We start from the raw sequence: 22934 nt of genomic DNA on the forward strand, positions 1-22934 counted from the left end.
ATGAATTAAGCAGCGCTGATCTGCGCCGGAAAAATCAGTAATAACGACAAGCCGCTCTTACTTTGCTGCTTACCCGGCTCTTGAGCAGATTCTTCAACGCGGATGCTGCCATGCAGAAGGTGCGTCACCCACTGGTGCACCAGATGAAGGCCCAGACCTGTTGACCCCTGTCCACGGGCACTGGTAACGAAAGGGTCAAACAGACGACCTGCGATGTCAGCATGTACACCCTGGCCATTATCGCTGACGCGAATATTGACCATGGCTTCGTCGTCCTGCCATGCCTGCAAAGTCACCCGGCCTGCGCTTATATCGGTTAAACCGTGAATCACCGCATTCACGATCAGATTCTGTAATATTTGCGAAACAATGCCCGGATATCCCTGCAACTGAAGATCTCCGGCGATCGTTACATCAACGTTAACTCCGGCGTTATTCAGCATTACCTGCATAGAGCGTAATAAATCATCGCATACCTGCTGAAGGGAGAAGCCGACAACTTCGTCACTGGCGCGATCAATGGCCAGACGTTTAAAGCTCTCAACCCGGGTTTTGGCGCGCCGGAGGTTTTCGCTCAGCAACGCCAGTCCCTCGCGGTTATGCTGAATATAATCGCTCAGCGCCTGACGGCTTAACCCCTCATCAAAGGCTTTAGCCAGATCATTCAGCTGGTCTTCCAGTGTCGATGCCAGCATCAGTGCCCCTCCCACCGGGGTATTCAGCTCGTGCGCGACACCGGCCACCATCATGCCAAGCGCCGATAATTTACGGGTTTCAACCAGCTCATCCTGTAAAATACGCTGTGCCTGCAAGCTGGTATCCAGTCTTTTATTCACGGCTTCAAGCTGCTCTTTTTCCCGCTGCAGCTGCAGGTTCAGCTGATAGCGCTGATATTGCTGCAGCAGATCATGATGCAATAGGCGGCCACCAAGCAAAATAATCACCACCATCAGCAATACTCCTGGCCATGCAGACTGCCAGCGTATCGCTGACATATAAGCTTTATTACTGCGAACCATAAGATAAACCGGTGTGGTATTAGCACCGGCTGCAGCCTTAGCCAGATTAATTTTCAGACTACTGATCATTTCTCCGGAAAATACCGAGGCGGAGATAACAGAGCGTGATAGCAACTCGCGCCAAAGCTCAGGCTGACTGACCTGCAGCGTATTATTCTTATGTCCCAGATCATTACCCCACTCCAGATCAGCCTGCGGATTTAAAATCCAGTAACCTTTTTCATCGGCGATCAATAACTCAGCATCGTGATCAGACAGCGTTCTCAGTTGCTTCAGCAAATTTCTGAAATCATAGTTAATCAGCAATAAACCAGCTTGCTTGCCGTCATCAACACCGGTACGGATACCCGCTCTCAGAGTCGGCTCATAAGGTTCAACAATCGCGCCATTCTCGATATTAAGATCCAGTCCGGAGAAATAGACCTCGGGGGGTACCGTCTTCATGGCATCCTGAAAATAATAGCGCTGACTTTTATTCTGCAGTTTATCTTCGGGGGTAATCATTACCTGACCTTTGTCGATATCCACCCTAACCCGCTCCTGCCCCTGTCCATCCAGCCAGCGCAGTTGTAAAAGATTATCCAGAGAATAAACAAAGTCTGAAAATCGTCCGGCAATCAGCGATGCATCCAACATTGAGTCAGAAGATATTCCCTGCGAAATACCCTGATCGCGATACAGGATAGAAACAATATTGCGGACATCACCCAGTTCGCGGTTCAGATAAGCCGACGCGGTACCAAGAATATAATCGTGCCGGGTATTAATTTCACTGATGTATGACTGGCGAAAAAAATAGCTGACGGACATTCCGGCAGCCAGCGCGACCACAAGCAACAGCAGCAGAAAACGCAAACCACGCTTGCGCTTGCGGGAAACTGCAAGATAAGGGAAATTTCCTGCCAGCTTTTCTGACAGGCGTTGCAGGAGAGCAAAAGGCATCAGGGGCGGGACTTTAACCAGGCAATAGCATCATCGATGGTCATTGGCCGTGCAAAAAAATAGCCCTGGCCGATACGACAACCAACCTCCTGCAGCCATTGATTCTGTGCTTCTGTTTCGACGCCTTCAGCAACAATATGATAGCCGAAGCGCTGACCGATTTTGGCTACCATTTCAACCGCGTGGCGATCTTCTTCTGAGTTTTCAATGCCATTTATAAAGGACCGGTCAATTTTCAGGGTGGTAGCCGCCAGGCGTGTGATATGCGACAGCGATGAATAGCCGGTGCCGAAATCGTCAATACTGACCCCCATACCTGCGTCCATAAATTGCCGCAATATTTTGTCAAAATGACGATAATCAGCCATCGCCTGAGATTCCGTAACTTCTATTTCAAGCAGTTGCGGATTGACCTGACCTCCCTCAATGGCGTTAAAAATCTCCTGAATATAATCGCGGTTTTTCAGATCAGAAACCGTCGCATTGAAAGAAACGGGCAAGTCAAATCCGGCCGCCTTCAGCTGCTGAACCGCAGAAAACGTCGAACGTAAAACATGCAGATCCAGACTACCGATCAGACCGGAGGTTTCTGCCAGCGGAATAAATACATCCGGGGGAATAAAATTACCATCGCGTTTCTGCCAGCGTACCAGCGCTTCGAAACCCACCGGCTTCTGACTGAGCAGCTCAACTTTTGGCTGCAGCATAATAAAAAGCTCATTATTCTGCAGCGCCTGTTGAAGCTCCAGTAACAGCAGATGGCTGCTGGTAATTTTTTCACGATACCCCGGAGTGTAACCAATCAGATTCAGGTTGTAGCCACTGCCAACGGACAACGTAATTTCAGCCAGGTGCAGGATTTCCTGCGGCGAGCTGTCTTCAAGCAGATTAAGTTCAAGCTTGCAGAATATCAGCTGTATATGATGCTGAACGCCTGACAACATTAATACCTGTTCACACACCTGCAGCAACCGCGCTTCATCAGGCTGTGTACTGTGATTAAAAATCATGGCGAATGAATCGGTACTGCACGTGGCAAAACAACTGCAGCCCGGCAGTTGCTGCTGCAGCGCGGCGGCGGCGGCCTGCAGCAGACTTTCGCAATAGCTCTCACCAAAGGTGACCATCGCATCCTGAAAGTTTTTTATGCGGGCAAGCAACAATACCCCTTCCCGGCGCTCCTTTTCATTGAGTGTGCCAAGCTCACGCAATAAACCATTACGGTTACGTATACCCAGAAAATCATCAAAGTAGGCCAGGCGACTGACGCGATTCAGCAGTGCAACATTAGCAAAACCACTGCGGATATTTTCACTGAACACACGCAGCAGGTTGATATGAGCTTCGGTCAGGTCAAACAAGCCATCAATCAGAACCAGATATTCGGCCCCGTCAATGGCGTGAGTTTCAAAATACAGAACGGAATGGTCATTGCGGAACTGATGACTCTGGCTGCTGGAAGCAGTGCGCAAGGTTTCCAGACGCCCAGCCGGTTCGAGATCACTGACCGCTATGTCCGGCATATTGCTGTAGTGACCGGAGCTGGCTATCACCTGTGCAGCCTCAAGGGACCTTTCCCGGAATTGCCCCATACAGACAATGCCACCCACTCCGGCACCAATGATAAGGCTGATATTCGTCAGCACCGCCTGGGTTAATGCTCCCAGTTCCTGCTGACTGTGCAGGTTACGGGATGCGTCCAGAATCAGCTGCAAGCCACGCTGTGCCCGGCTCAGCTCCATCATGTAGTGCCAGGTGCGCAGATGGCTGCCCACCACGGAATGCAGCTTTTCGCGGTTCAGGTCCGCTTTGTTCCAGTATTCATCAATATCGTACTGACGCATGACATCGGTCTCGGGAGCCACACCCGGCTGCCCGGTCAGCAGCACGATACGGATTGAGGAATTACCCAGAACCTCGCGCACAGAGCTGACCAGCCGCAGGCCGGCGTCATCCTGCTCCATTACCACATCCAGCAGCATTACCGCGATATCGTCGTGTTCAGCCAGTATCTCCGCCGCCTGAACCGCCGAGGAAGCAGTCAGAACTTCAACATCCTGACCTCTGAATTGCAGACCGCTCAGACCATGCAGCAGCGAAGCCTGATAGACAGGATCATCTTCAACGCTGAGAATCTTCCAGCGGACATGGGCTTGCTGCGGGGATATATTGGATTCATCGTCACTGAAAACGAAGGCGTCATGAGACATGTGTGTGCTGTCCTTGTCTTACCGGTTCAGACAGAAGCTGAGCCGATAAACACTGAATATTGAGCTTTATATAGTTATAGGGGATAGCATCAGATGCTGCCATTGATAGCTGCTATCAAAAACCGCTTTCTGGCCCAACTGATGATAAATCAGGAAAAAACCGCAGATAACACGTCAATTCCCGCCATAAAGGACAGTGCAGAGCTTTTTTGAAACGCGTATTGCAGCAAAAGCTAATTCTTAACCATCAGGCTGATGCTCATAGCAATGCATACCGCCACGGTCATCAGACGGACAAACACCACGCCGCGCCGTACCGCCGTTGCCGCCCCCAGACGAGCGCCCAGCGCCTGCCCCAGCGCCATGCTTAAACCAACAACCCATGCGATCTGACCCGATAAAATAAAAATCAACAGTGAAACAACATTAGTGGTGAAATTCAGGAGTTTGGCATGTGCAGTGGCCTGCAGCATATTCATACCACGCAGCTGACAATAACCCAGGGTGAAAAAGGTGCCGGTACCCGGCCCGAAAAAACCATCATAAAAGCCAACGGCCGGAACCACACTGGCGTTAAATTGCCCGGCGCTCAGCCTTGCGTTTGTTTCCTGTTCTCCTGCTTTACGTGCCAGCAGTAAATAAAGAGCAATCATGATTAAGGCATAGGGCATAACCGCAACCAGCAAGGCGCTGTCGAACCACTGAATCGCCAGTGCGCCGGCAGCAGCGCCCAGCGCCGTGATTGCCACACTCCAGCGCTGGAGCATGGGATCGACCAGACCTTCGCGCACAAAAAACCGGGTTGCGGTAAAGCTGCCAAAGCACGCCTGCAGCTTATTGGTGGCAATCGCCTGCACCGGATTCAGCCCGGCGACCAGCAGGGCCGGGATGGTCAGCAGCCCGCCTCCTCCGGCAATGGCATCAATAAAACCCGCCGCACCGGCCACCAGCGCTAACAAAAGCAACACATCAACAGATAACTCAGGCATAGTATTCTTTGCGGAAGATAAACATTGATTATCATACGCGAAGGCCGGGGGTGCAGACAGGGGCGCTTTCCGGCCTGCTGCGATGGCGTCAGACGGAGCCTTTATGACCTCAGATATTCACCACACCCAGGACGGTAAACCGTTAAGTCACTCCGATACGGAGAAGCGACGGCTGGAACGTGATGCGGCCAAGCTCTTTATGCGGGCCTATGAGCGGGAATTTCATCAGCCAATCCGTCATATCTGGCATAACGAACCGGCCAAGCCGGATATTTCCTGTTATTTACAGGGCGAAGCGCTGGATCTGGAAATCGCACATTTATATGCCAGCGAGAATGAAGCACGTATTGCCTCGGGCGACCACCCGCGGGAAACCGATCATAATCACTACCATGGCGATGACCATCTGTGGAGTTATCTCGCCGACCTCGCCAGTCTGGAAAGCGGACGTAAACTGCACACTGCACTTAACCGTATTCTGGTGAATAAAGCGCGCAAGCGTTATCACTCCAAACGCGTCTGGCTGGTCATCCGCAATGCCAGTCCGCTGTGGAACCGCGATGATTTTTTACCCATTGTCCGCCATCTGAAACTGCCCCACCATTGTTTTGAAAAAATCTGGTTACTACCGGATTTTCCCGGCGAGCAGGAGCTGATTGAAATCAGCCATTCTGCGGCAAAATAATCAGCCATTCTGCGGCAAAATAATCAGCCGCCTTTATCAGCCAGAACAGTAGCGCGAAAATAAAAAAGCCCCACTCCAATGAGCGGGGCTTTTCAGCACATCAATAAATACTTATTTACTTTCGGTGCTTTCCTGCGGGTCGGCGAACATAAATTCGTCTTCCGTTTTATGTTTGCCCATCAGTCTTGGGCGCTCAATCAGGAAGTACAGCAGCAGACCGATAATGACCGCATACACGGTGGATTTAGGGTCCGGCATCGCCAGAGTTACCGCCACAATACCGGCCACACCACGTTCGGTTGGGTTACGCAGTTGTTCCATACCCACCATGATGCAGATATAAGCGGTCAGGATCAGCGTCAGTGACAGCGCAATCGGCAGTACCGGTTTAAACATGGTCACCAGTGGCAGACAGAACAGCGCGAGTAAACCGGTCAGCCAGAAGGTACCACCACCACTGTAGATAGAATCCATCGCTTTACGGCCCATGGCATAACGCTCGGCTACGGTAGCGTGAGCAGCGGTCCACAGCGGACCAGCCAGACCCGGCCACGGCGCGAAGAAGGCATGAATACCATTACGGATCGCGGTAACAACGTGCACGCGGTCAACGTTGGTTTCAATTTTTTCATCGGTACGGACCTTGTCGATACGCTCAACCAGGGTAAAACCAACAATGATGTCACCAAAGGCAATCACGTAAGCAATTAACGCAGTTGGAATGGCCAGCAGGAATACATCCCAGCCCGGGAAGCCAACAGCAAAGGTCAGGTAATTAGCCATCAGGGCGAAGTCTGGCTGAGTGATGCCCCACTGGATATCCGGCAGCGGATATTCACCGACAATCCAGCCGACAATCATCGCGATAATCATACCCGGCACCATACCGAAATTAGCGATACGACGGGCAATGGCTGACTGCTCAACGACGTTTTTAAACGACAGGGAAAACAGCACATAGGCTGAAACAACGGAACCGATAATCAGCGAAATCGGTGTCGCATCCACACGGCCACCGGTTTTTAATTCGCCCATTAAGGCGGCAATACCGGCACCGATAATAATGCCCGACTTCAGGGAGTTAGGAATCACCTGAACCAGTTTTGAACCCCAGCCGGTCAGACCGAGAATCAGGAAGATCAGCGTCACTTCAATCTGCAAAGCAAATAACGCTTTAATGGCATCCGGGCCCGGTTCAAAACCGTTCAGAAACAGAATAACCACCGGAATTGCCGGCGTAATCCAGCCCGGCACCAGAGGTACACCCAGCAAAGCCGGCAGAATATAACCAAGACCCGCAATAAAGGTAAAAGCCAGAGCCGCTTCATACGGCATGCCCAGATATTTTTCCAGCAATGGAATCATGGCCAGACCAACCACAAACATTACCAGACCCTGAATGGTTTCAGCCATTTCCCAGCGGTAATGAACAAAAGGCAGTCGGATTTTGAACGGACCAGCCGGCCAATACGGTTGCTCGCCTCCCGGCGTACGTTGCTGCATTTGCATAAGTGCTCTCTTCCTCAATTATTGTTGTTTGCGTCTGTTATGAGTTATCAGAGCGCGGACATTAAAGAATGGAGGAAGTATTAGCGAGAGCAGTGCACACCACCTTAGTCTAAAAATTAAACCAAGGTCGTACGTATTTTTCGCTTGTCGGGAAATACTGACTTTATCCAGCACTTTTTAAGCAATAGTGCTGTGCCTGAGAGCCACCAAAACAACAGACAAATAAAAACGCCGCAATAAACATTATTGCGGCGTTCTGTCAGCCTCAGGAAAAGCGGTGATCAGTAAGCGTCGTAGGGGTAAATCGATTCGGCATACACCTGCAGATCCTGAATCCACTGCAGTTTAACCGGGTCATCGGCTACCTGTTGTGCCGCCAACTGCAGTTCACGGGCGAAGCGCTCGTAGTTCATCACCGGTGATGCCGGGTCAGTGTGCATCAGACGCGCGATACGGTGCTGCTCCCAGCGCTCACGTTCGGCCTCGTTGAGAGTATCGGGAAAATTACGCGCACGGTAACGGAACAGCATTTCCTCACCACGGCGGTCCTTAAACGGTGCCGGCCAGTCGGCCAGATCCCAGGGGGATAATTCATGCACGGTCTGCATTGCCTGTTTATCGGCGGATGGGAAAAACGCATCGTACAGCTGGCTGTCGACATCGGTCGCCGGCGCAAATTCACGGCCGCTGAATACCTGATGCAGCTTGGCAGTTAAATCACCATTATTTTTAATCTGCGCCAGATGACGGCGTAAGGTTTCACCGCTCAGGTTCCAGCGCGCTGCCTGATCCGGCGTCAGGGTATTGGCCGGCGCCAGCACCGGCGCTTTATTAATATGAATTTCTTTCAGCGGCAGACGGGTCATGCCCTCAGGCATATCGGCGGTACGGGTAAACACCCGCTGCTGGATCTCTTCGGCGCTTAACTCAAACAGCGGCGTCGGGTCCTGATGCAGATCGAAGGCAATAAAGGAGTTTTTATTGCTCGGGTGCCAGCACAGCGGTACAACCACCGCCATACAGCCCTGCACAACCGGAAACATACCGGAAATATGCACCAGCGGTTTATGGTTAAGCACATCCACCAGCGCGCCGACCTGGGCTTTTTGCCGCAGACCATAGAGGTAGCGATACAGCTTAGGCTGCTTATCTTTAATCAGACGCGCCAGCGCAATGGTGGCACGCACATCGGAGACCGCATCGTGCGCCTTACCATGATCCAGGCCGTTGGCCGCGGTCAGGTGCTCGAGCTTAAAGCTTTTACGGCCGTCGTCATGCTCCGGCCAGACAATACCCTCGGGGCGCAAAGCATAGGCGCAGCGCACCACATCGAGTAAATCCCAGCGCGAATTACCGCCCTGCCACTCACGGGCGTAAGGGTCATAAAAATTACGGTACAGACCGTAACGGGTAAATTCATCGTCAAAACGGATGCTGTTATAGCCGGCACTGCAGGTACCCGGCTGGCTGAATACGTCGTTAATGCGACCGATAAAATCGGTTTCGCTCAGACCTTTGTTCTGACAATCCTGCGGTACGATGCCGGTAATCAGCACCGCCTGCGGATGCGGCAGATAATCGTCACTCTGCTTACAGAACAGCTCGATGGGTTCTTCAATTTCATTCAGGTCTTCATCCGTACGGATCGCGGCAAACTGTGCCGGGCGATCCCAGGCCGGACTGGCGCCAAAGGTTTCGTAGTCGTACCAGACAATCGTATTCACACTCTTTTCCTCAGGCGCCTGAAACCTCAGTCGCCGCTTGCGGTTGCTGCCGGCAGGGTAAAGATTTTGCCGGTCTGCAGGAAGCTGCGTGCATCGCGGGCGCTCTGCACCGGCAGCTCTTCCATCGGCATATGGCCGACGCCTTCGTAGGTAATCACGCTGACATTGGCCAGATCACGGCGGAAACGCTCCATAATATCCAGCGGTACCCAGTCGTCTTCTTCGCCCCAGATCAGCAGGGTCGGTACACGGATCTCCGTCACCCGGTCGCCCAGATGCGGGTTATCACTCTGTTCTTTCATCGTACGGAACACATTCACCAGCCCTTCACGGTTGCCCGGACGCAGGGTCAGATCGTGGTAACGGTGAACCAGCTTGTCGTCTACCTTGCTGTCATCGCCGTAGGCCGCACGGACATTCATACCGACCATAAAACGCGGCATCATTAATGTGCTCATCTCGCCGATGACCGGCCAGGAAGCAAAATCCATAATAAACGGCATGTCCTGCGGGTAACCCGCCGAATCCAGCAGAATCAGTTTTTCCACCCGGTCAGGACGGTGCAGCGCATAATTCCAGCTGATATAACCACCCAGTGAATTACCGGCGAGCGACATCTTGTTCACGCCCAGCTTGTTCAGGAATTTATCCAGCTTGTCGACCATATAGCCGATGTTATAGCGCTCCATCTTCGGGTCCGGGCCGGTCAGGCCATGGGCCGGTAGATCCAGGCGGATAATGCGGTAGCTGCCTTTCAGTTCATCCACCCAGCCATCCCAGGTGTGCAGTGATGACGCCACGCCGTGCAGCAATACCAGCACCGGGCCCTGGCCTTCATCGCGGTAATGGATCACCAGATCATCGACCGCTAAAAATTTGGATTGTTCGTTGGTGTAGTTCTGGGTCAGCTCCGACAGCGGACGCGAGCCTACGCCCATAGATGCACAGCCAGTTAAAGCCAGCAAGCTGATCATCAGCAACAGTTGGATGGATTTCATGCGATACCCCGAGGTGATTTTCTTATTGTTTTAACCAGCGATGCCTGCGCGGTGCACGTCCTTAATGCCGACAACGCCTTGTGCCACAGCGGCGCCACACAAAGGACGACCAGCCGGGCTGAACTTTATCACAGCTGTTTTCAATCGTCTTGCGCCGCGGAGCGCGCTTTCTGCCAATAACAGCCCTTCCCTATTCAGGTGCGAAGGGTACAATGACCGCGCTTTTTTTTGTGGCAGTTTGGACGGAATCCCGATGGCGTTATTCAAGAAGTTTTTCAGACCCAAAGTACGGATTGAGAAGTGGCAGGATGCAAACCCCGAAGTACGCCGACAGGCGCTGCAGGATCTTAAATCACCCGACCAACTGATCACCTTCGTTAACAACGAATCCCAGGCTGAGCTGCGTCAGCTGGCCATTGCCCGCATTGATCAGCACAGCGCCCTTGAGCAACTGCTGCACAGCGCCCGTGACGATGTGCGCCAGGCTGCCCGCAGCCGCCTGCTGACCCAGCTGCTGCCAGCCGACAACGACCTGAGCCAGATTAAGGACTCTCGTCTGTTAGTGCAGATCGCCGGTCTGACCGACGACAACGAACTGCGTCTGCAAGCCATTGCCCGCATCAGCGACGAACAGGAACGCCTGCAACTGGCGCGTACCCACGCTGTTGCCAAAGTGCGTCTGGCCGCCGCCGAAGGCATCGACAGCCCGGAACTGCTGCAACAATTGCTGGATCACGCGCAGGGCAAAGACAAAGCCATTTACCGTCTGTGCAAAGACCGTCTGGCCGCTCACAAAGCCGTACAACAGGAACGTCAGGCGCAGACCGATGCCATCGATAACCTGCTGGCGCAGGCGAAATATCTGAACAAGGTCGGCTATCACCCGGAATTTAACGGCAAGCTGCAATTGCTGAACAAACAATGGCAGGAACTGCAGGCTCAGGCTGACACCACAACTGCCGCCAGCATCAATGCCGAACTAGCTCAGGCCAATGCCCTGCTCAGCGCCCACGCCGAAGAAGAACAGCGTCAGGCGGCCGCCCGTGCTGCTGCCAGCGAAGCCGCAAGCCAGCAGGAACAACTGCTGCAACACCTGAATCAGCTGGCTGAAGACGCCGCTGCTGAGCCACAAACGGATATCAGCGCTGCCTTACAGCAGCTACAACAGGACTGGGATCAGGCCTTCCATCAGCACAAACCCGCCGCTGAACAGGCACGCCGCTTTGAAAATCAGCTGCAACAGTTACTGGCGCTGCAATCCGCCAATCAGCATTACAGCAATCAGCAGGAAAAACTGCAGAAGTGGCTGAATGCCCCCCTGGCCGATGATATGAACGGCCTGAAAAATACCGCCAGGCAGGCCCAGCAATGGCTGAAGCAACTGGCCTGGCCACAAGCCTTACCAACCCCGGCCTGGCTGAATGCCATTCACAATAAACAGCAGCAGGCCGAAGCGGCTCTGGCGCAGCTGCAACAGCAGCAACAGGCGCGCCTGAATACCCTCGACCAGCAGCTGAGTGCACTGGAACAGGCGCTGAACGATGGTCAGCTGAAAGACGCCGGTCGCCTCAGTCAGCAGGTACAGCAGAATCTGCGTCAGGTAGACAGCCAGGCTGCGCAAAACGCTCAGCGTCAGTACCGCAACCTCAGTGCCCGCTTGCAGGAAATGCGCGACTGGCAGGGCTTTGCCACCACACCGAAAAAAGAAGCGCTGGTCAGTGCCATGGAAGCCCTGATCAATGCCGATATTGATGCCGGTATTCTGGCCGACAAAATTCACGCCCTGCAGGAAGAGTGGAAAACCCTCGGCCACGCACCGGCCGATCAGGCACTGTGGGAGCGTTTTCAGGCCGCCGGCGATCAGGCATTTGAGCCCTGCCGTGCCTACTTTGCCGCCATTGCTGAGCAGCGTAACCGTAACATTGAGCTGCGCCAGCAACTGACCGCCGAGCTGCTCAGCTACGAAGCGGCGATGGACTGGAGCAACGCCGACTGGAAAACCGTACAGAAAACACTGGATGCCGCGCGTGAAACCTTCCGCCAGTATTCACCGGTAGAACGTAATGCCCATAAGAGCACTCAGGAAGCTTTCCAGCAGGCCTGCGATGCCATTTATGGTCACCTGAAAGCCGAGTACGACCGCAACCTGCAAGCCAAACAGGCACTGGTAGATAATGCCGCAGCACTGATTGAGCAGGACGATCTGAGCGGCGCCATTGATCAGGTCAAACAACTGCAACAGCAATGGAAGGCCGTAGGCGTCACGCCACGCAATCCGGATCAGAAGCTGTGGAAGCAGTTCCGCGCTCACTGCGATGCCGTATTTGCCCGTCTGGACGAAAGCAAAGCCGAACGTAAGGCACAGCTCGAACAGGTTATCAGTAACGCTGAGGTACTGGTGCAACAGGCCGCTGAACTGCTGAACGGTGCCAGCGAAGCGCAATTACCACAACTGCGTGAAGCCCTGGCCGACATCAAACAGCAGTTCTCAGCACTGGAGCTGCCACGCAGCGTCCATCAGCGCCTGAGCAAACAGCTGCAGGAGCACGAGCAGCAGCTGCAGGACCTGCGCCAGCAGCAGCAGAAACAGGCCGAACAGGCACGCTGGGCCGGCCTGATCAGCCGTCTGCAGAACCTCGGCGCCGATGAGGCACAATGGGCAGAAGCCAGCAGTGCTGCCCTGCCACAGGGATACGACGAAGCTCTGTTCAGTCAGGCCCGTGAAAACAGCGGCAAAGCCGATGAGAGCGCGCAGGATTTATGCATCCTGATGGAGATTCTGGCCGACAGCGACAGTGCCGACGCCGATAAATCCCGCCGTATGGCACTGCAGGTTCAGCGTCTGGCCGAAGGCTTGGGCAAAGGTCTTACCCCGGCGCAGGAACGTCAGCAGCTGGTTGAGCGCTGGCTGAATGCCAGTGGCAACCGCGATGCAGCCCTGCAGCAGCGTTTTATTCAGGCACTGCAGGCCAGTCTCTGAGCGAGTGTCCTGAAGCATAAAAAATAAGACCTGCGGCGGTGCACCGCCGCCGCAGGCTTTTCCGTTATCATCCCCGCCCTGCTCTCCGTCTTACCCTGCAGCTCCCTCTCAGTCACTGTCTTTATCTGACTCCTTTTCTGGCACATCTGCCCTGCACGGAAAACGCGTTCACTGCTAACATCGGGTTCATCTGTTTACTGATAATAAGAGACTGAACGATGTCCCTGAGCGAAATCCTGAATTCCCGCTACTCTGTCCGTGCTTTTAAAAAAGATCCGGTTGAGCAAAGCATCCTCGAAGAAGTATTTACCGCCGCTCAGCGCGCGCCATCCAACTGTAATGTTCAGCCCTGGCAGACCTATGTGGTATCCGGCGCGAAAAAAGATCAGCTGAAAAACCTGTTAATCGGCACGGTCATGAAGCAACAGCAACCGGAGCCGGATTTTAACTGGAAGGTCGCTTACGAAGGCATTCACCGCGAGCGTCAGTTCGGTTCAGCCAATGCGCTGTACAGCTCAATGGGCATTGCCCGTGAAGACAAGATGAAACGCAATATGGCGATGCTGCGTAACTGGGCATTCTTTGATGCACCGCACGTGGCTTTTTTCACCATGGATACCTATCTCGATATTATGGGTGCGGTTGATGTGGGGATTTACGCGCAAACGCTGACCTTGCTGCTGAAAGAACGTGGTATCGACAGCTGTATGCAGGGGGCGCTGGGACAATTCCCGCAGCCAGTGCGTGAATTCCTTGAATTACCGCAAGGCCGTGGTGTGCTGTTCGGTATGTCGTTCGGTTATGCCGATGACAATGCCGACGCCAATAAAACGCGCACCGACCGTGCCGCACTTCAGGATGCAGTGAGCTTTATCAGTTGAATAAAATGTCAGCTGAATAAAATGTCAGTTGAATAAAAAACCGCTGCGGTAAGCCGCAGCGGTTTATCTTTTTTATTCAATCACAAATAATTTACTGACAGCCCAATACAAACCGTAGCCGATATAACCCAGCGGACCCAGAGTCACTTTCTTTTCCAGTGTTACACGGATATCCGACAGTGCGACCTGCTGGCGCAGGACTTTGCGGCGGCCTTCATAGGTATCAATTTCGGTCTGCAGGCGGCTGATTTCTTTTTCAATCACCAGAATATCTTCGATTTTTTCTGCCCGGTTAAGCAGCACTTTCATGCGTTCACGCAGGGCAATCAGGTTGGCCAGTCTGGCTTCATAATCAACAATCTCGCTGGTGACATCCTGAGTGCGGATATTCTGATCGCTGACCTCTCCCAGAGTACCCAGACGCTGAACGGTTTTATCAAACTGAGCCTCAGGTACACGCAGCGACAGACGACGGGTTTTATCGCCTTCATCGTAAGACGAATCGACATACCCTTCAACCTCGTTCAGTACCGCCTTAACACCCGCTGATGCAGAGCTGATATCTTCAACCACCAGCGTCAGCGAAGCGGATTTGATGATCAGGCGACCATCCACCGGCGCTTGCGCCTGCTCAGCTGCGTCATAGCTAATATGCTGATTCATCGGAGCAGCGCAGGCCGACAACAGAAAAACGAAAACAAGCAGAGGGAGTTTAAAAAACAGATCCGGATATTTCATAGAGTCCTTTACGAATAACGGAGAAAGAATATTAAGGGGCCGGGCTGCTGACCACCGGATAGGCTAACTCACCCCAGTCCTGATGCTGAGCTTCCAGCATTATATCGACAAACACCGGCACCAGCGTCTGCAGAAGATTGGCGCCGTCGATTACCTGCTCGCGGTTAACCCGGCTTTTATAAGTCGCACCGCCACGCACCACCTGATTATGCAGAACGAATAATCGGTCGAGTACGATGGTGAGTAATTCGGGGACTTTTTTGCGGCTTAAGCAATTCAGCGCGGCAACAGAGGATTCATCAAAGGCTTTACGCCAGTCGTCGTTACCGGCGCGCTGGCTGACCCAGAACGGTGCAAACACAAAAGGATTTTTCAGCAGGGCTTTAACCGGCCCGGAATACTGATGCCAAAGGCAATGGTAGATTTTATTGTGCTGATCAAAACTGACCAGCTGCTGCACAAAACGCTGTACCGCGTACTGATCTTCCAGCGGCTGACCGCCAACATCCACCGAACAACAGGCACTGAAGGCAATCCAGCCACTGATAAAACGCAGATCATCATCGTCCTGTTGTGCCTGTGCCGCCTGCAACCAGCTTAATGCCCGGTGCAGACGGGTCGAATGCAGCTCATTCAACAGATCGCGCTGCGCACGCAGACGTTCTTTTAAAACGTCTGCATTCATGGCGCCCGGCTCTGTGACTGAAACAGTCATCGCTTTGTTAAACCCTGCTCAGCCGCAGCAGTTCTCATGACCATCCGGAAAATCGATGGCCATATAGATAGAGCTTTGCGGGAATTCGGCCGGATAAGCCATATAAAAATGCGTGTTTTCATCGGTTGGCCACCAGCACGAAGCTGCACGGGGTACATCGGCCAGAGTGATACGCTCAATGCAGTATTGCAGGTTCAGGCCCTGGGTTTCCGGGAAAATCTCAGCAAAGTCCGCTGGAAAACCGTCTTCAACGGTGTTCAGTTTGTCTTCGATTTTCAGTTCACGCAGTTTCTTTTCCCATTCCGGGTCCTGGCTGCATTCAACAAAAAAATCGGCCAGATAGCGGCTGTGGAATTTTTTAGTGATACGACGGTTAGACATATTCTGTTCCTGTTATTTGTGTGTGCGTTCTGTCAAAGCGGCAGAACGCAGAATCGGTTGCGCTTGTGTTACCAGGGCAGCGACTGGCCATTGGAATGCCAGAAACCGCCGGTATTAGACAAATTCAGTTCATCAATACGGGCTGCCAGACCTTCTGCCGCCTGTGCCGGGGTGATGTCACCATTAAAGCCGACCATACGGGTCTGAACAAACCCCGGATGCAGTTGTGCCACGGCAATGCCGCGCGGCTCCAGATCTACGGCCAGCGATTTGCCAAAAGCGTTGAGTGCAGCTTTGGAAGCACGGTAACCGTAATAGCTGCCGGAGGTGTTATCAGCGATGGAACCCATACGACTGGTGATGTTGGCAATTTTGCTGCCTTCACCCATAAATGGCAGTAAAGCGCAGGTCAGTTTCAGCGGCACGATAGCATTAATATCCAGCTGTTGCTGAATGGTATCGAAATTCATTTCTTCCAGAGTTTCGTTACAGAACAGGCCGGCATTATTGATCAGAATATCCAGCTCGCCCTCCAGTAATTGTTCAAGAATACTGGTGACCGCAAAAATGCTTTCATCGTTGGTCAGATCGATACCACTGATGACCTGATCGGCAAGATCTTCCAGTTCATCACTGGTTTCACGGCAAATACCGGTAACCGAATCCCCGCGGGCGGCATACAACTTCGCCAGTTCCAGACCAATACCCCGGTTTGCACCGGTAATTACTACATTTGCCATCAGGGCCTCCTGGTTTTAGGTGTTCGTTCGCGGTTAACAGGCGGCAATACTACCCTGTTTTGCCCCCTGTTCACACCAACGCCAGCAATACGGAGTGTCCTGTTTACCTCTCTGCCCGGACGACAGAATACACACCTGCTGAAAATATCCGGCACATAAAGATAACGGTATAAAATATCAGCGGGTCAGCGTCTTTTTATCGGCAAAACTGACAGTCCGCCCCTGCAACCGGCTGTTTACAATATAAGCCTGCCCCTTACGGCCAAACTGCTGCAGCCAACGATCAAAACGTGGCGAAACCCGCGCCAGCATGTCGGCCAGACGTAAAAACGGAAACTGCAGCAATGGCAACAGCCCCAGCAACGGAGTACGCGGTAAATCCAGCGCGCGGCGAATATCAGAGGGAATAAAAAATGTCGCGTAACTGCGGTGAAACCAGTAAACAAAATGCTGATAAAAACGGCTGCCCGGCACCTGGCGGAAACTTTCCAGATAAGACGCCGCCAGCTGGCGACTGTCGGCATCCGGGTTTACCCGGCTGCCGGTGGCAATGATGTACAGCCAGTCGACACCCTGCTGACGGTTTTGTGGTAGCAACTCGATATCATCGCCCATCAGATACGCCACATAGCGCCACAGGTGCAGTACGGCTTCCAGATCACGGTTACTGAACCGCCAGCCGAGCATGCTCAGGCCGGTCATCATCATCATGGAAAACGCCACATTGGTGGCCAGTGCATCACCCTGATTAATCGGCAGGCCCCACTCGTCGCTGTTCCAGTCCGGGTGTTGCAGTAAACGCCGGCGTACCAGTGCATGCATAACGCGCACATGCACGGCAGCACTGTAACCGGGCGCACCACGTTCCAGTCCGCCCGGCGTGGTGACATCAAACCAGAACGAGGTGGTTTCCGACACGCGGTCAAACGAGCTGTTGCCACTCAGGGCACCGGTAAAGGCCAGGGGTTTGGAAATATCGCTGTTGGCATAACCGCCCAGTAAGGAGAAATCCCCCAGCGCGTACATAGCAAATCGGCCGCAGCGGTGAATGACGGCACAGGCATGGCTCAGCTTGTCAGCGTCCAGCCAGTCGGGTGTTTGCTCGGCCTGCTGCAGCAGCGCTTTCAGCGCGGGGGTACGGTCATCGAGAATATGACTGCCATCGTGAATGGCTTTCTTCAGCAACTGCTGCGGATGAATGCCTGCGGCACGCAGCTCGGGATTGGCAAAAAGCTCAGCGGCGACGGCATCCCCCAACTCATCACTGCGGTAATAGCTGGCAGCAACAGCATCGGTCAGCTCTGCCGGGGGATTTGGTTTCTTCCCCATCAGCAGCTTCAGCCCCCAGGCAATTTTGCGGGATCGTCCCCGGCCCTGCTCTGCCAGATAAACAAAGCGCGGGGGATGTTGCGGGTGCGGTTGCTCGGACATAACAGTCTCTCTGCTGCGGTGATTAAATGATCACCGCAGTATTTCAGAAAGCCGGAAAACTGAACAATGACAGATCGGCCGATCTGTCAGGGAAGCAGCTGCACCCGGTGTCAGGGAGCCGTTGCCGATGCGCAGTTAGTGCCCGCTGCGGTTTCACAGTATTTCAGCAGGACATTTTCACCATTACCATCCCAGGTCATGATGGTGTACGGATAGTCGCCATCTACTGGAAGACTGACAGCTACCGTACGGCCACTGCGGTCTGTGTTGATCTGCGTTTCGATCAGGCTATCCTGCACACCTGCGGTATAGCCCTTCAGCGTCCATTCGTATTTCGAAGATTCGAGGGCGCGCACAAGATGGCCATCTTCATACTGGTATTCGTTGTAACCACAATTTGCAGGTTGCTCCATGCGGATAGTTAGGTCGTTTTCAGCATCGTAGCCATCTTGTGTGAAAAGCCAGACTTCACCTTCGGCATTATGGCTGTAGTCCAGATATTTAGTTGGCTGATCCTGCTCGTTAGTCCAGCGCGGGCCAGGGTGCATTATTCCTTCATTGCTGCCCGACACCATCAGCAAAATGCCCAACTGAGCCATGCCCACAAGATTCTCAGGGTCAAGTCCACCGCCAACAGGAAAATCGGAATAATCACCCTGGTAGGCCGAAAAGCTGCCGGCATATTCAGGCACCGGAATGATTAAGTTCTGACTTTTATCGGCACTGCAGTCGATCGCCTGCGGAGAGTCGCGCCCCTGATCACCGCCCGAATTACCACTATCCGCATTAGTACCGCCTGACGAACTACCACCACCACATGCCGTTAATGCCAGCGCCAACACAGATAAATACACATGCTTCACGTCGTTCTCCCTCACATTACTGATAATTATATTCTCAATGATCATCAGCCAATAAAAAACCCCGCAGGCCGAAACCTGCGGGGTTAATCACACTACAGCTTTTAATCCGCTGCGTTTTGCGTCAGAAACTCAGCCAGCGGCAAATTGTGCCGTCAGTAACTTCAGTCGTTTCTGCTGCATTTTTAATGAGTATTCCAGCTCTTTGTAACGAGTATGCAGAGCTGCCTTCTCCCATTTTTCCTGCAGATGGCGACGGGTTTCCTGATACTTTTCTGATTGCAGTTCAGTCCATTCGGCCAGCATCACTTTAAATTCTTCGTATTCTTTTTCCAGCAGGTGCGACCATTTGTCAGAGTTTTTCGATTTGGCCAGACGCTCCTGAGCACGTTTAAACTGCATTTTCAGTTTGGCACGCTGAATTTTAAAATCCGGAACGACACGCAGATTTCTCGCCAGCCCCAGCATAGAGCAGCTTTTGATCAGCCATTTTGTCGGGTCCCACTGCCACCATTTGATGCCATTACGGTAATCGGTCTGAAAAATATGGTGATAGTTGTGATAGCCCTCACCAAAAGTCAGAAAGGCAAAGAAATGATTATCGCGGGCCGTGTTTTCATCGGTGTATGGCTGTGAGCCCCACTTGTGCGCGATGGAATTGATAAAGAAGGTAAAGTGATGCGTGGTCACAATGCGCAGTACGCCGGCCAACAGGATCATGCCCCAAAGGTCATCGAACATCAGACCCAAAGCAACCGGAATACCAATATTCATCCCCACTGCAATTGGCACGTAGTACTTGTACTGCCACATCACGATCGGGTCTTTCATCAGGTTTTTAACATTATCGAAATTCACTTCGCCGCTTTTATATTGGCGAACCATCCAGCCCATATGGGAAAACCACAAACCGCGCTTAGCCGAATAAGGGTCCAGATCCACATCATCGACATGACGGTGATGCACCCGGTGACCGGAACTCCAGTGCAGAATGGTATTCTGCAGTGCCATGGCGCCGAACAGCGCATACCAGAGACGCAGGCTCCAGTGGGCTTCATAAGCATTGTGTGACCACAAACGGTGATAACCGGCGGTAATCGCAAGCTCAGTCGCTGAGGTCAGCAGGATATAAAACACCACCGCGGCCAGTGTGTAGCCATAGGTTAATCCGTACCATGGCACTAACGTCAGAGCGGCCAGGCCGGTAACTGAAAACATGATGGCGGGAACCCAGTTGATCGGGGCGGTTTCTTTATTATTGGTATCGCTCATAAGGCTCTTTCTTTATGGATATACAGACAACACGGATACAGACCGGTTGTTAAATCTGCGTTACATGATACCTGATTGTCGCAATTCCGGCACGGCAGGCTGCGTAAAGGCTTGCGGTAAATCACTCTGACTGGTTACTTTTTAATCAAAACATGTAACCGAAAGGCTTTATACTGCCCATTTCTGCAGCAGAACCGGAACTGACAGTCGATTATATCGATAATGGAATAAGAGAATATCCTGAGGAAGAGGCAATATAACGACACCTGTGCGCATCACTACCCACGCCCCTTTTCATACAGACATAAAAAAACCGCGCCTGGCGCGGTTTTTTTATTCCGGCAGATTAACCGCCGAAGTCATCCAACATGATGTTCTCGGGTTCAACACCCAGACTCAGCAGCATGTTGATCACCGACTGGTTCATGATCGGAGGTCCACACATGTAGAACTCACAGTCTTCCGGCGCCGGATGGTCACGCAGATACTGTTCGTACAGCACGTTATGGATAAAGCCGGTCAGGCCTGTCCAGTTATCTTCAGGCTGCGGATCAGACATGGCCACATGCCATTCGAAGTTATCATTCTCGGCCGCCAGCTGATCGTATTCATCCTGATAGAACAGTTCACGCAATGAACGTGCACCGTACCAGAAGCTGATCTTACGCTTGGAGCCCAGACGCTTCAGCTGATCGAAGATGTGTGAACGCATCGGCGCCATACCGGCACCACCACCGATGAATACCATTTCGGCATCGGTGTCTTTGGCGAAGAATTCACCAAACGGACCGTAAACAGTGACCTTATCACCTGGCTTCAGATTGAAGACATAAGAAGACATGATGCCCGGGTTAATACCCTTGCTGCCCGGAGGTGGGGTCGCAATACGGATATTAAATTTCACCAGACCACGCTCTTCCGGATAGTTCGCCATGGAGTAAGCACGGATAGTGTCTTCTTTATTAACCGCTTTCAGATCAAAGAAGCCAAAACGTTCCCAGTCACCACGGTATTCTTCCTGAATGTCGAAATCAGAGAAATTGATTTCATACGGAGGACATTCCAGCTGAACGTAACCGCCGGCACGGAAGTCTACGTTTTCACCTTCCGGCAGCTTCAGGGTCAGTTCTTTAATAAAGGTTGCCACGTTAGGGTTGGAAACCACGGTGGTTTCCCATTTCTTAACGCCGAACACTTCTTCCGGAACTTCAATCACCATGTCCTGCTTAACCGGTGCCTGACAAGACAGACGCCAGCCTTCGCGGGCCTCACCCTTGGTAAAGTGGGACTCTTCCGTTGGCAGCATTTCGCCGCCACCGCTTTTAATCACACACTTACACTGGGCACAGGTACCACCACCACCACAGGCAGAGGACAGGAAAATGTTATTGGCAGCCAGGGTTTGCAGCAGCTTGCCACCGGCTTCCGTTTCAATGGTTTTCTCGCCATTGATCAGAATTTTTACGTTACCAGAGCTGACCAGCTTGGCACGGGCGCCGAGAATGATGAATACCAGTGACAGTACAATCACGGTAAACATCACAACGCCGAGGATGATTTCAATATTCAAAATACCGACTCCTTACAGCGACACGCCAGAGAATGACATAAAGCCCAGCGACATCAGACCAACGGTCATAAAGGTAATGCCCAGTCCCTGCAGACCTGCAGGCACATCACTGTACTTCAGCTTTTCGCGGATACCGGCCAGAGCAGTGATCGCCAGAGCCCAGCCCAGACCAGCACCAACACCGTATACCGCACTCTCACCAAAGGTGTAGTCACGCTCAACCATAAACAGTACCGCACCCATGATCGCGCAGTTAACGGTGATCAGTGGCAGGAACACGCCCAGCGCGTTGTACAGGGACGGAACGTACTTATCGAGTACCATTTCCAGAATCTGCACCATCGCAGCAATTACGCCGATGTAGGTCAGCAGGCCCAGGAAGCTCAGATCCACAGTAGCGAAATCCGGGCTGATCCAGGTCAGTGCGCCTTCTTTCAGCAGCAGACCGTAAATCAGGTTGTTAACCGGTACAGTGATCGCCAGTACCACAATAACCGCTACACCCAGACCAATAGCCGTCTGAATTTTTTTCGAAATCGCCAGGAAGGTACACATGCCGAGGAAGAAGGCTAACGCCATGTTCTCAACAAAGACCGCCTTAACGAACAGACTGATATAGTGTTCCATTAATGGCCTCCGGAATGCTCAGTGTTAGGCAGAATTTTGAACTCTGCGGTTTCCACCTGATCTTTCTTCCAGGTACGCAGTACCCAGATAAACAGACCGATAATGAAAAACGCTGACGGTGGCAGCAGCAGCAGACCGTTGGACTGATACCAGCCGCCATCCTGAATCAGCGGAAGAATTTCGAAGCCCAGCAGTTTACCGGCACCAAAGAGTTCACGAATGGTACCAACAGTGATCAGTACGACGGAGTAGCCCAGACCGTTACCGATACCATCAAAGAAGCTCAGCACCGGACCATTTTTCATGGCAAAGGCTTCAGCGCGACCCATTACGATACAGTTGGTGATAATCAGACCAACGAATACCGACAGCTGCTTACTGATGTCATAGGCATACGCCTTCAGAATCTGGTCCACCACAATAACCAGCGAGGCAATAATGATCATCTGCACGATGATACGGATATTGTTCGGAATATGGTTACGGATCAGGGCGATACCAAAGTTCGAAAATGCGGTTACCGAGGTCAGTGCAATACACATTACCAGCGTAACCTGCAGACTGGTGGTTACTGCCAGCGCAGAACACACACCCAGAATCTGCACAGCAATCGGGTTTTTATTAAACAACGGGTCCAGCAGGACATTTTTCATATCAGACATA

At 52.6% G+C, this 22934-nt stretch carries 19 protein-coding genes; 3 read left to right on the top strand and 16 right to left on the bottom strand.

Annotated elements, in window-relative coordinates; translation table 11 throughout:
• Positions 1-5: 5 nt before the first annotated feature.
• The 3 genes from HUF19_RS10430 to HUF19_RS10440 form a co-directional block, all read right to left on the bottom strand.
• Complete coding sequence (locus HUF19_RS10430) at positions 6-1961, bottom strand: sensor histidine kinase (RefSeq protein WP_260996598.1); 1956 nt, start codon at positions 1959-1961, stop codon at positions 6-8.
• The gene (locus HUF19_RS10435) at positions 1961-4171 is read right to left on the bottom strand and encodes an EAL domain-containing response regulator (protein ID WP_260996599.1); all 2211 of its coding nucleotides are present in this window, start codon (positions 4169-4171) and stop codon (positions 1961-1963) included. The genes HUF19_RS10430 and HUF19_RS10435 overlap by 1 nt, the downstream gene beginning before the upstream one ends.
• 233 nt (positions 4172-4404) lie before the next feature.
• Positions 4405-5160, bottom strand: coding sequence for a TSUP family transporter (locus tag HUF19_RS10440; RefSeq protein ID WP_260996600.1), 756 nt, complete (start codon positions 5158-5160; stop codon positions 4405-4407).
• Between the two features lie 103 nt (positions 5161-5263).
• Here HUF19_RS10440 and HUF19_RS10445 point away from each other — a divergent pair, with 103 nt between their 5' ends.
• The gene (locus HUF19_RS10445; protein ID WP_260996601.1) at positions 5264-5845 is read left to right on the top strand and encodes a hypothetical protein; all 582 of its coding nucleotides are present in this window, start codon (positions 5264-5266) and stop codon (positions 5843-5845) included.
• Positions 5846-5956: 111 nt separating this feature from the next.
• Here the strand turns inward: HUF19_RS10445 and HUF19_RS10450 are convergent, their stop codons facing one another.
• From HUF19_RS10450 to HUF19_RS10460, 3 genes are all read right to left on the bottom strand, one after another.
• Positions 5957-7354 (bottom strand): solute carrier family 23 protein, encoded by a 1398-nt coding sequence (locus HUF19_RS10450; RefSeq protein WP_145470470.1) that lies wholly within the window; start codon positions 7352-7354, stop codon positions 5957-5959.
• Between the two features lie 281 nt (positions 7355-7635).
• A complete protein-coding gene (gene sbcB / locus HUF19_RS10455) occupies positions 7636-9078 on the bottom strand; it encodes an exodeoxyribonuclease I (RefSeq protein WP_260996602.1) in 1443 nt (480 codons plus the stop codon).
• 26 nt (positions 9079-9104) lie between these two features.
• Positions 9105-10076: an alpha/beta fold hydrolase gene (locus HUF19_RS10460; protein ID WP_260996603.1), complete on the bottom strand. Its 972-nt coding sequence runs from the start codon at positions 10074-10076 to the stop codon at positions 9105-9107.
• 253 nt (positions 10077-10329) lie between these two features.
• Here HUF19_RS10460 and HUF19_RS10465 point away from each other — a divergent pair, with 253 nt between their 5' ends.
• Both HUF19_RS10465 and HUF19_RS10470 read left to right on the top strand, forming a co-directional pair.
• A complete protein-coding gene (locus HUF19_RS10465; protein WP_260996604.1) occupies positions 10330-13056 on the top strand; it encodes a DUF349 domain-containing protein in 2727 nt (908 codons plus the stop codon).
• A gap of 218 nt (positions 13057-13274) precedes the next feature.
• Positions 13275-13937: a nitroreductase family protein gene (locus HUF19_RS10470; RefSeq protein WP_260996605.1), complete on the top strand. Its 663-nt coding sequence runs from the start codon at positions 13275-13277 to the stop codon at positions 13935-13937.
• Between the two features lie 72 nt (positions 13938-14009).
• Here the strand turns inward: HUF19_RS10470 and HUF19_RS10475 are convergent, their stop codons facing one another.
• From HUF19_RS10475 to HUF19_RS10520, 10 genes are all read right to left on the bottom strand, one after another.
• Positions 14010-14600 (bottom strand): DUF4349 domain-containing protein, encoded by a 591-nt coding sequence (locus tag HUF19_RS10475; protein ID WP_260996606.1) that lies wholly within the window; start codon positions 14598-14600, stop codon positions 14010-14012.
• Between the two features lie 106 nt (positions 14601-14706).
• Complete coding sequence (locus HUF19_RS10480) at positions 14707-15360, bottom strand: hypothetical protein (protein WP_260996607.1); 654 nt, start codon at positions 15358-15360, stop codon at positions 14707-14709.
• Between the two features lie 48 nt (positions 15361-15408).
• On the bottom strand, positions 15409-15771 hold the full coding sequence (locus tag HUF19_RS10485; protein ID WP_260996608.1) for a hypothetical protein: 363 nt from the start codon (positions 15769-15771) through the stop codon (positions 15409-15411).
• A 68-nt stretch (positions 15772-15839) separates the two neighbouring features.
• Entirely contained in the window at positions 15840-16511 is a 672-nt protein-coding gene (locus HUF19_RS10490; protein WP_260996609.1) for an SDR family oxidoreductase, read from the bottom strand.
• 177 nt (positions 16512-16688) lie between these two features.
• Positions 16689-17942, bottom strand: coding sequence for an oxygenase MpaB family protein (locus HUF19_RS10495; RefSeq protein ID WP_260996610.1), 1254 nt, complete (start codon positions 17940-17942; stop codon positions 16689-16691).
• 110 nt (positions 17943-18052) lie between these two features.
• Complete coding sequence (locus HUF19_RS10500; protein WP_260996611.1) at positions 18053-18850, bottom strand: hypothetical protein; 798 nt, start codon at positions 18848-18850, stop codon at positions 18053-18055.
• A gap of 84 nt (positions 18851-18934) precedes the next feature.
• On the bottom strand, positions 18935-20074 hold the full coding sequence (locus HUF19_RS10505; RefSeq protein WP_260996612.1) for an acyl-CoA desaturase: 1140 nt from the start codon (positions 20072-20074) through the stop codon (positions 18935-18937).
• A 346-nt stretch (positions 20075-20420) separates the two neighbouring features.
• A complete protein-coding gene (gene nqrF / locus HUF19_RS10510; protein WP_260996613.1) occupies positions 20421-21644 on the bottom strand; it encodes an NADH:ubiquinone reductase (Na(+)-transporting) subunit F in 1224 nt (407 codons plus the stop codon).
• A 12-nt stretch (positions 21645-21656) separates the two neighbouring features.
• The gene (gene nqrE, locus HUF19_RS10515) at positions 21657-22271 is read right to left on the bottom strand and encodes an NADH:ubiquinone reductase (Na(+)-transporting) subunit E (protein WP_145470449.1); all 615 of its coding nucleotides are present in this window, start codon (positions 22269-22271) and stop codon (positions 21657-21659) included.
• On the bottom strand, positions 22271-22933 hold the full coding sequence (locus tag HUF19_RS10520; RefSeq protein WP_145470448.1) for an NADH:ubiquinone reductase (Na(+)-transporting) subunit D: 663 nt from the start codon (positions 22931-22933) through the stop codon (positions 22271-22273). The genes nqrE and HUF19_RS10520 overlap by 1 nt, the downstream gene beginning before the upstream one ends.
• Position 22934 lies beyond the last annotated feature (1 nt).

Source organism: Thalassolituus hydrocarboniclasticus (genome assembly GCF_025345565.1).
In the GTDB taxonomy this organism is placed as follows: domain Bacteria; phylum Pseudomonadota; class Gammaproteobacteria; order Pseudomonadales; family Oceanobacteraceae; genus Venatoribacter; species Venatoribacter hydrocarboniclasticus.

What these genes read in the sequence shown, in the direction of transcription:
- HUF19_RS10430 (WP_260996598.1), bottom strand. Translation starts at nt 1,961, where the DNA reads ATGCCTTTTGCTCTCCTGCAACGCCTGTCAGAAAAGCTGGCAGGAAAT.
- HUF19_RS10435 (WP_260996599.1), bottom strand. Translation starts at nt 4,171, where the DNA reads ATGTCTCATGACGCCTTCGTTTTCAGTGACGATGAATCCAATATATCC.
- HUF19_RS10440 (WP_260996600.1), bottom strand. Translation starts at nt 5,160, where the DNA reads ATGCCTGAGTTATCTGTTGATGTGTTGCTTTTGTTAGCGCTGGTGGCC.
- HUF19_RS10445 (WP_260996601.1), top strand. Translation starts at nt 5,264, where the DNA reads ATGACCTCAGATATTCACCACACCCAGGACGGTAAACCGTTAAGTCAC.
- HUF19_RS10450 (WP_145470470.1), bottom strand. Translation starts at nt 7,354, where the DNA reads ATGCAAATGCAGCAACGTACGCCGGGAGGCGAGCAACCGTATTGGCCG.
- HUF19_RS10460 (WP_260996603.1), bottom strand. Translation starts at nt 10,076, where the DNA reads ATGAAATCCATCCAACTGTTGCTGATGATCAGCTTGCTGGCTTTAACT.
- HUF19_RS10465 (WP_260996604.1), top strand. Translation starts at nt 10,330, where the DNA reads ATGGCGTTATTCAAGAAGTTTTTCAGACCCAAAGTACGGATTGAGAAG.
- HUF19_RS10470 (WP_260996605.1), top strand. Translation starts at nt 13,275, where the DNA reads ATGTCCCTGAGCGAAATCCTGAATTCCCGCTACTCTGTCCGTGCTTTT.
- HUF19_RS10475 (WP_260996606.1), bottom strand. Translation starts at nt 14,600, where the DNA reads ATGAATCAGCATATTAGCTATGACGCAGCTGAGCAGGCGCAAGCGCCG.
- HUF19_RS10480 (WP_260996607.1), bottom strand. Translation starts at nt 15,360, where the DNA reads ATGAATGCAGACGTTTTAAAAGAACGTCTGCGTGCGCAGCGCGATCTG.
- HUF19_RS10485 (WP_260996608.1), bottom strand. Translation starts at nt 15,771, where the DNA reads ATGTCTAACCGTCGTATCACTAAAAAATTCCACAGCCGCTATCTGGCC.
- HUF19_RS10490 (WP_260996609.1), bottom strand. Translation starts at nt 16,511, where the DNA reads ATGGCAAATGTAGTAATTACCGGTGCAAACCGGGGTATTGGTCTGGAA.
- HUF19_RS10495 (WP_260996610.1), bottom strand. Translation starts at nt 17,942, where the DNA reads ATGTCCGAGCAACCGCACCCGCAACATCCCCCGCGCTTTGTTTATCTG.
- HUF19_RS10500 (WP_260996611.1), bottom strand. Translation starts at nt 18,850, where the DNA reads ATGATCATTGAGAATATAATTATCAGTAATGTGAGGGAGAACGACGTG.
- HUF19_RS10505 (WP_260996612.1), bottom strand. Translation starts at nt 20,074, where the DNA reads ATGAGCGATACCAATAATAAAGAAACCGCCCCGATCAACTGGGTTCCC.
- nqrE (WP_145470449.1), bottom strand. Translation starts at nt 22,271, where the DNA reads ATGGAACACTATATCAGTCTGTTCGTTAAGGCGGTCTTTGTTGAGAAC.
- HUF19_RS10520 (WP_145470448.1), bottom strand. Translation starts at nt 22,933, where the DNA reads ATGTCTGATATGAAAAATGTCCTGCTGGACCCGTTGTTTAATAAAAAC.